Annotated in this window: 7 protein-coding genes; 3 read left to right on the top strand and 4 right to left on the bottom strand. The window is 51.2% G+C overall.

Annotated elements, in window-relative coordinates; translation table 11 throughout:
* Positions 1–106: 106 nt before the first annotated feature.
* Complete coding sequence (locus A1WG_RS06695; protein WP_001001646.1) at positions 107–469, bottom strand: hypothetical protein; 363 nt, start codon at positions 467–469, stop codon at positions 107–109.
* Positions 470–954: 485 nt separating this feature from the next.
* Between A1WG_RS06695 and A1WG_RS06700 the strand changes: the two genes are divergently transcribed.
* The 3 genes from A1WG_RS06700 to A1WG_RS06710 are packed head-to-tail and all read left to right on the top strand — an operon-like array spanning position 955 to position 2,889.
* A complete protein-coding gene (locus A1WG_RS06700) occupies positions 955–2,214 on the top strand; it encodes a YadA C-terminal domain-containing protein (protein WP_228029490.1) in 1,260 nt (419 codons plus the stop codon).
* A 52-nt stretch (positions 2,215–2,266) separates the two neighbouring features.
* Positions 2,267–2,689, top strand: coding sequence for a hypothetical protein (locus tag A1WG_RS06705; RefSeq protein ID WP_001515911.1), 423 nt, complete (start codon positions 2,267–2,269; stop codon positions 2,687–2,689).
* Complete coding sequence (locus A1WG_RS06710; RefSeq protein ID WP_000787079.1) at positions 2,686–2,889, top strand: hypothetical protein; 204 nt, start codon at positions 2,686–2,688, stop codon at positions 2,887–2,889. The genes A1WG_RS06705 and A1WG_RS06710 overlap by 4 nt, the downstream gene beginning before the upstream one ends.
* 4 nt (positions 2,890–2,893) lie before the next feature.
* Here the strand turns inward: A1WG_RS06710 and cueR are convergent, their stop codons facing one another.
* Genes cueR through A1WG_RS06725 form a run of 3 tightly spaced genes read right to left on the bottom strand, consistent with a single transcriptional unit; the run spans position 2,894 to position 6,632 of the window.
* Positions 2,894–3,301 (bottom strand): Cu(I)-responsive transcriptional regulator, encoded by a 408-nt coding sequence (gene cueR / locus A1WG_RS06715; RefSeq protein ID WP_001026744.1) that lies wholly within the window; start codon positions 3,299–3,301, stop codon positions 2,894–2,896.
* On the bottom strand, positions 3,298–4,473 hold the full coding sequence (locus tag A1WG_RS06720) for an HlyD family type I secretion periplasmic adaptor subunit (RefSeq protein WP_001014334.1): 1,176 nt from the start codon (positions 4,471–4,473) through the stop codon (positions 3,298–3,300). Before A1WG_RS06720 ends, cueR begins: the two co-directional genes overlap by 4 nt.
* Positions 4,470–6,632 (bottom strand): type I secretion system permease/ATPase, encoded by a 2,163-nt coding sequence (locus A1WG_RS06725; protein WP_001515910.1) that lies wholly within the window; start codon positions 6,630–6,632, stop codon positions 4,470–4,472. Before A1WG_RS06725 ends, A1WG_RS06720 begins: the two co-directional genes overlap by 4 nt.

Here is a 6,632-nt window from a genome sequence, read left to right as displayed (position 1 = left end):
TGATGCGACGCTGACGCGTCTTATCAGGCCTACAAAAATATGCCCGAATCGTAGGCCGGATAAGGCGTTTACGCCGCATCCGGCATATAGCCGAGTAGAGGCAAAATTACTCTTCCCGGCCTTTACTCATACTTTTTTGGTCTTCATCCGGATAGTGTTTTTTTAGATATTCCAGGACGTTTTTATTGACCTTATGTTGGGTATACACCCACCCTTTCCAGTAATCAGGCTGGTCCAGGTACACTTCTGGCGGAATGGTAAAATCAGAAAGCGTTAACCATTCGGCTAACAGATCGGGGTTTCTCTTCTGGATCAACTGCAACAGCATGATCAGCGACATAGCAGAGGCAGGAGCCGTACTATCGCCGCTTAAATACTTCCACACCGTGGAACGATTCGAACGAAAAAGGATGGGGAGTAGCGCCCTGTCCAGATTCATTTCATTAAAAATCTTCTCAAATTCATTCATTTAATTTCCCTGCCTGGCGTAAACCTCTTAAAAATTGAGATTTATCAAAGAAACGCATTCTAGCACACATCAGGAACCTCTTCACGTTTAGCCCAGAAACGGAATTTATTTCGCTTATAAAAACAAGTCGTTACTCTTTTTTACAAGGAAATAGCACGAAATGAACTTCATAATTATTTATATAAGAAACAACCAATGTTTCTTTTGGCTAGTGTTTACGCTTACATCGCATAAAAATGCGCTTTACATCACACAAATGGCGGCGTAGATTTCGTTCAAACTGCAACACATATTATTTCTTATAGAAACAATATTTGTTTTCTTTAGAACAATAAACGTGACTTACTTTGATCGAGAAAAAATGCATGAAATCTGTAAAGTTGTCTTTACTGGCTGTTGTTGTTGCTACCGCGGTAAGTCCATCTGCGTTTGCGGGTGATACTGTTGAGGCAGCAGCGACAGAATTAGCGGCAATCCAGCCAGGAATGTCGCAAATGGAAATTGATCAGAAAATTGGTCGATTTTTAGAAAGGACAGGGAACAGTGCTGCTACACAAAATTATCTAATTGCACATAATTACAAAACTACAACGCCTCAGAAAGCCGATGATACAGCCGCCTCTCCCGTACAGCCCACCAGTACGCTGAACCCGATAACCAATCAAGCGCAGCTCGACCGCGACAACGGGCAGGATACCGCCATTCAGAACGCGCAGCACACAGCCAACTGGGCATCGCTGAAAGCCGATGACGCGCATCATGCCATTATGGTGGCGCAGACGGATATTGATGCTAATAAAGTCGCCATTGCCGACACCCGCAATGATGTCTCGGTCGTGCAGTCTGATGTCAGCACCTTGAAAGGCGATGTCGTACATGCTCAGTCAGCGGCTGACCATGCCAACATTAACGCCAACACCGCACTGATGAACGGCGTCAAACTTTCTGGTACCGTGACTGAAAACAAAAACAATATCGAGCAGAACCGTAACGATATTGCCGTTCAGCAGCAACAACTCGACGAAACCCAGAAAACCGTTGCCGCCACTGGCGATGTACAGACTGCCGCCCGTTATCAGAGCATGATCGACGCCAGACAGACAGCCGCTACCGATGCACAGCAGCAACAACTCGACACTACACAAAAAACGGTTTCCGCACTTGGCGATGCCCGCACCAGCGCACATTATCAGGAGATGGTTAACGCCAGGCTGGCCGCACAAAATGACGCTAATACACGTACCACAGCAGAACAAAAACAAAGAATAGATACCCTCACAACCAACCAGGCAACGCAGCAGCATATCGACAGCGTGCAATACGGGGAGCAAATTCAGCGTCTGGCACAAGATTCAACCCAAACACATGAACAAATTGACAGCCTGACACAAGACGTAACCCAAACGCATCAGCAGTTAACAAATACCCAAAAACGTGTCGCAGATAACAGCCAACAAATCAATTCACTCAATAACAATTTCAGTTCGTTGAAACATGAGGTGGAAGATAACCGTAAAGAAGCTAATGCAGGTATCGCGTCAGCCGTCGCTATTGCTTCACAGCCTCAGGTTAAGACAGGTGATTTTATGATGGTGTCTGCCGGAGCGGGTACATTTAATAATGAATCTGCGGTATCTGTCGGTGCTTCGTTTAACGCTGGAATTCATACAGTAATTAAAGCGGGTGTCTCTGCAGACACACAATCTGATTTCGGCGCGGGTGTCGGCGTGGGATATTCTTTCTAAATTTTATAGCGATTTCTTATTCGCAATATTTCTCAATTCTTTAAGGTTAATAATGATGAATAGCACCATTAAATCGTTTTCCCTGCTGACTATTATCTTACTGGCTGGCTGTAGCTCCCCCACTTCCCGTATCGCAGATTGCCAGGCGCAGGGCGTCAGCCATGACACCTGTTATCTTGCAGAACAGCAGCGCCAGGCGGCTATTTTAAGTGCATCCGAGGCGCAGGCTTATAAGAACGCAGAAGCCGCACAACACGCCCAGGCCGCTAAAAAATCCATTTATAAAGGTTTTGGTCTCACCTTTAGAATGAGCAGTAAAAACTTTGCTTATCTCAATGATTCATTATGCGCGATTGATGAAGATAATAAAGATGCCACCGTATACCAGTCTGGTCTTTATAACGTGATTGTTTATCACCATACAGGGAAAGTCGCATTAATGAAGGAAGGCCAGTTTGTGGGCTATTTAAAATGAAGAATGAAAAAAAACCAACTCTGATGCATATTATGATTATTGGTGCATTTATCTTTGCGTTCTTACAAGTTGTTTTATTAGCCTCCCTGGTTCACGCTGTTAATGCCAGCAACGCAATCCAGGAAGGTTTATTTCAGTCGGGACGCATTATGGTAGAAAGTTTGCAGCATATTCTTTCTGTGCAAACGGGGATTAACTGATTTTTCACCCCGCCCGATGATGGCAGCAGCCGGAGAGATTTTCGATAATCGGGCAATCGGCGCTGTCATCGCCGGGGCAGGCGTTTGCCAGCGCCAGCAACTGGTCGCGCATGGCTTGCAATTCCTCAATATGCCGTTCGATCTCCGCCACTTTCTCCAGCGTGCGCCGTTTTACGTCGGCGCTGTGTCGCTGCGGATCGTTAAACAGGTTCACCAGCTCTCCGCTCTCTTCTAGGTTAAAGCCCACCTGGCGCGCCTGGCGCAGTAACGTCAGTTCGTTGAGATGTTGCTGCGTGTAGGTGCGATAGCCGTTTTCGCTGCGCATTGGCGGTGTCACCAATCCCTTCTCTTCATAGAAGCGGATGGCTTTGCTGGTCAGGCCGGTAATTTTTGCCACATCGCTAATGTTCATCGTTCGCGCAACGCCTCCTGTGCTTTGTTAAAGGGTTTCAACAGATAATCCAGCACGCTCTTTTTGCCCGTGCGGATATCTACTGTCGCGACCATACCTGGGAATATCGGAAACTGTTGTTTATGTTTATTTTCCAGATGGTTGCTGAAGGTGCGAATGTACACCCGATAGTAATAAACATCGCGCCGCACTTCATCCTGAATGGTGTCCGGTGAGATCACCGCCACTTCTCCTGGCAAGCCGCCGTAGATGGAGTAATCGTAAGCGGTTATTTTCACCAGCGATTTTTGCCCCGGATGGATAAATGCCACATCGCGCGGGGAGATTTTTGCCTCAATCAGCAGTTGCTCATCCAGCGGCACGATAGTCATCAGTTTACCACCGGGGGCGATGACGCCGCCAACTGTGGTAACGTCAATGTCCTGGACAATGCCACGTACCGGCGCGGTAAAGTTGAGCCTGGTGAGAGAATCTTCCCGCCCACGGATCACCGAGCGCTGGGTTTCCACTTCCGCATTGGCTTTTGCTAACTCTTCCCGCGCCTGAACGTAATACTGTGTACGCACGTCGTTAAGTTTGTTTTCCAGTTCATTAGCCTGGCGCTGTAAACGCAGCACTTCCACGTTGCTCGCCGCCCCTTGTTTCACCAGCGGCTGGGTCATTGCCAGTTCACGATTGACCAGACTAATCCCTTGCGTCAGTCCGGTGGTGGCTTTGCTTAACCCTTCACGGCGGGTGTTGTATAACGCCGTTTCGGATTCGATAAGTTCGGGAAATTTATTCAGTTCGTCAGGGAACACCAGCGGTTTATTGCTGACTTCCGCCCGCAACCGCGCCGAGGTTGCCAGCGCTGCGTACAGCCGCGACATCGCTTCCTGTACGTCGGATTCAGTTTTGGTGCGGTTAAGCTGCGCCAGTGGCTGACCCTGTTCGACAATATCGCCCACCTTCACGTCGAGATGATACAAAATGCCGCCTTCCAGCGACTGCACCACCTGTTCGCGCCCGGAAGGTTCTACGGTGCCGCTGCCGGTAGTCACTTCATCAAGCTGGAAATACCACGCCCAGCCGAGAAAACAGAGCAGCATCACTGCGGTAACGCGAACTGCCAGCGCCGATCGCGGCAGATGCGGTTCATTAAGGCCACGGTTGTATTGCATTTGTCCGTTCATGCGGCAGACCCCTTATTCTTCTCCTGTAACACCACGCGTCGCGCCGTGGGTTCGCCCTGCTCACGCAAAATGGCCTCTTTCGCACCGTCCATGACAATCCGCCCCTGATCCATCACGATAATGCGGTCCACCAGTTGCAGCATCGCCGTGCGGTGAGTGGCGATAATCAGCGTGCGATGTCCAATCCACTGTTTCAGTTGTTCGATTAAATGCGCTTCCGCCATTTCATCCAGCGAGGCGCTGGGTTCGTCAAGCAGGACAATATTGGGTTGAGAGATAAGTAGCCGCGCCAACAGCAGCGTTTGCCGCTGACCGCCAGAAAGACCAAATCCCCCTTCCTGAATCATGTAGTTGAGGCCGTTTTTCTGCTTCTGTACAAAGGGCAGCGCCCCGCTGAGGGTTAACGCGCGTTCGATATCTTCATCACTGGCTTCCGGCATCCCCATGGTGAGGTTTTCCCGCAGCGAGCCGAAGAACAGTCGCCCGGTTTGGCTGAGCAGCCCCATGTCGCGGCGCAGATCTGCCGGATCAAGCTGCCCGATGCTGATGTTATCCAGCAGCACCTGTCCCTGCTGGGCGATACGCATTCCGGCGAGCATTTGCAATAGTGTTGACTTACCCGCGCCGTTGCGCCCAAGAATGGCGATTTTCTCACCGGCCTGAATATTGAGTTTGCCAATCGCCACATCGGCAATCTTGTCTTCTTCGTCGTAATAAAACACCGCGTTGCTGAACTGATAATTACCGTGCAGCACCGCTTTATGCACCAGTTTGCCGTGTTCCGGCTGATCCACCGGGCGCTTCATCAGTTCATCAAGGCCGTTACGCGCCACTTTCGCCTGCTGCCAGCGTGAGAGCACGCCGGATATCTGCGACAGCGGCGCGATGGTGCGCGAAGCCAGGATCGTCGTCCCGACCAGCGCGCCGGTGGTCATGTCGCCGTTCATCACCATAAAGCAGCCCACCAACAACACCACCACGTAGACGATGGATTGCACTTCCTGGGTCCAGGTGAGCAGCAGTCCGGTGAGAAAACGTTGCTTCATGCTGATGGACGAGGCCACATCGTTGGTGTGATTCCACTGATTCTGAAAACGCTGCTCGGCGCGCAACAGTTTAATGTCTTCAATCGACTGCACGGCTTCCACAAGCGTCGCGTTGCGTACCGCCGACTCGCGCATCCCTTCGTTCGCCAGCCGCGCCAGCGGGCGTTGAATCAGCAGACCGGGGATCACCAGTAATGGCAGCGCCAGCAAAACCACCAGCACCAGCCAGCCGCCGATCATCCACAGAATAAAAACAAACAGCAGGAAGAACGGCAAGTCCGCCACCGCGCCGATGGTGGTGGAAGTAATAAGCTCCCGCACCGATTCCAGTTCGCGGATCTGCGAGATAAACGATCCGGTGGATTTCGAGCGCACGTTGTTTTTCAGCCGTAATGCGTGACCAAAAACGCGATCCGAAATACGCAGATCTGCCCGCTTGCCGATCACATCGGAAAGGTGCGTGCGCACCATGCGCATACAGAACTCAAACAGAATCGCCATCATCACCCCGGCGAACAGCACCCACAGCGTCGGGTACGATTGCGCCGGAACGACGCGGTCGTAAACCTGCATCGAGAAAATCATCGCCGCCAGCGCCAGCACGTTCGCCACCAGTGAGGCCAGCATAATATCGCCGTAGCGCCGCCAGTCTTTCAGCGACAGACTCCAGAACCAGTTCGCCTGATACGGGCGAATATAGTCATCCACCCGCGCATCGGGGATGGCGCTGAGTGGGCGAAGTAGCGCCAGTTCGACGATATTGTCTTCGATATCCGCGACGTTAAGCGTGGTTTCCAGCCCTTCGTCACCGCTGAACTGAACGCTGATATTGTCGTGATTGTCGCGGCGGGTGATTACGCCAATCTGCTGATTATCAAATACCGCGATCAGCGGCAACCGCCAGGGGTTAAGCGAATCGGCGGAGAACTCGACCAGCCGCAGCCCCATCCCCAACTGCCGCGCCATGTCGGTGAGTAACTCCTCCCGCTTACTATCGCGCTCCCAGTTGACGGTTGCGCGCACGTTCTCCTGAGAAAAATCAAGGCGATAATAGCGCGCCACGGCGATCATCGCCTCCAGCCAGGCTTCCACGGACTGGGCATTTTTTTTCAT

It is taken from the genome of Escherichia sp. KTE96, from assembly GCF_000408525.1.
Lineage (GTDB): Bacteria > Pseudomonadota > Gammaproteobacteria > Enterobacterales > Enterobacteriaceae > Escherichia > Escherichia marmotae.
The sequence above is the reverse complement of the archived record's forward strand: the minus strand, read 5'-3'. Positions and strand labels throughout refer to the sequence as shown.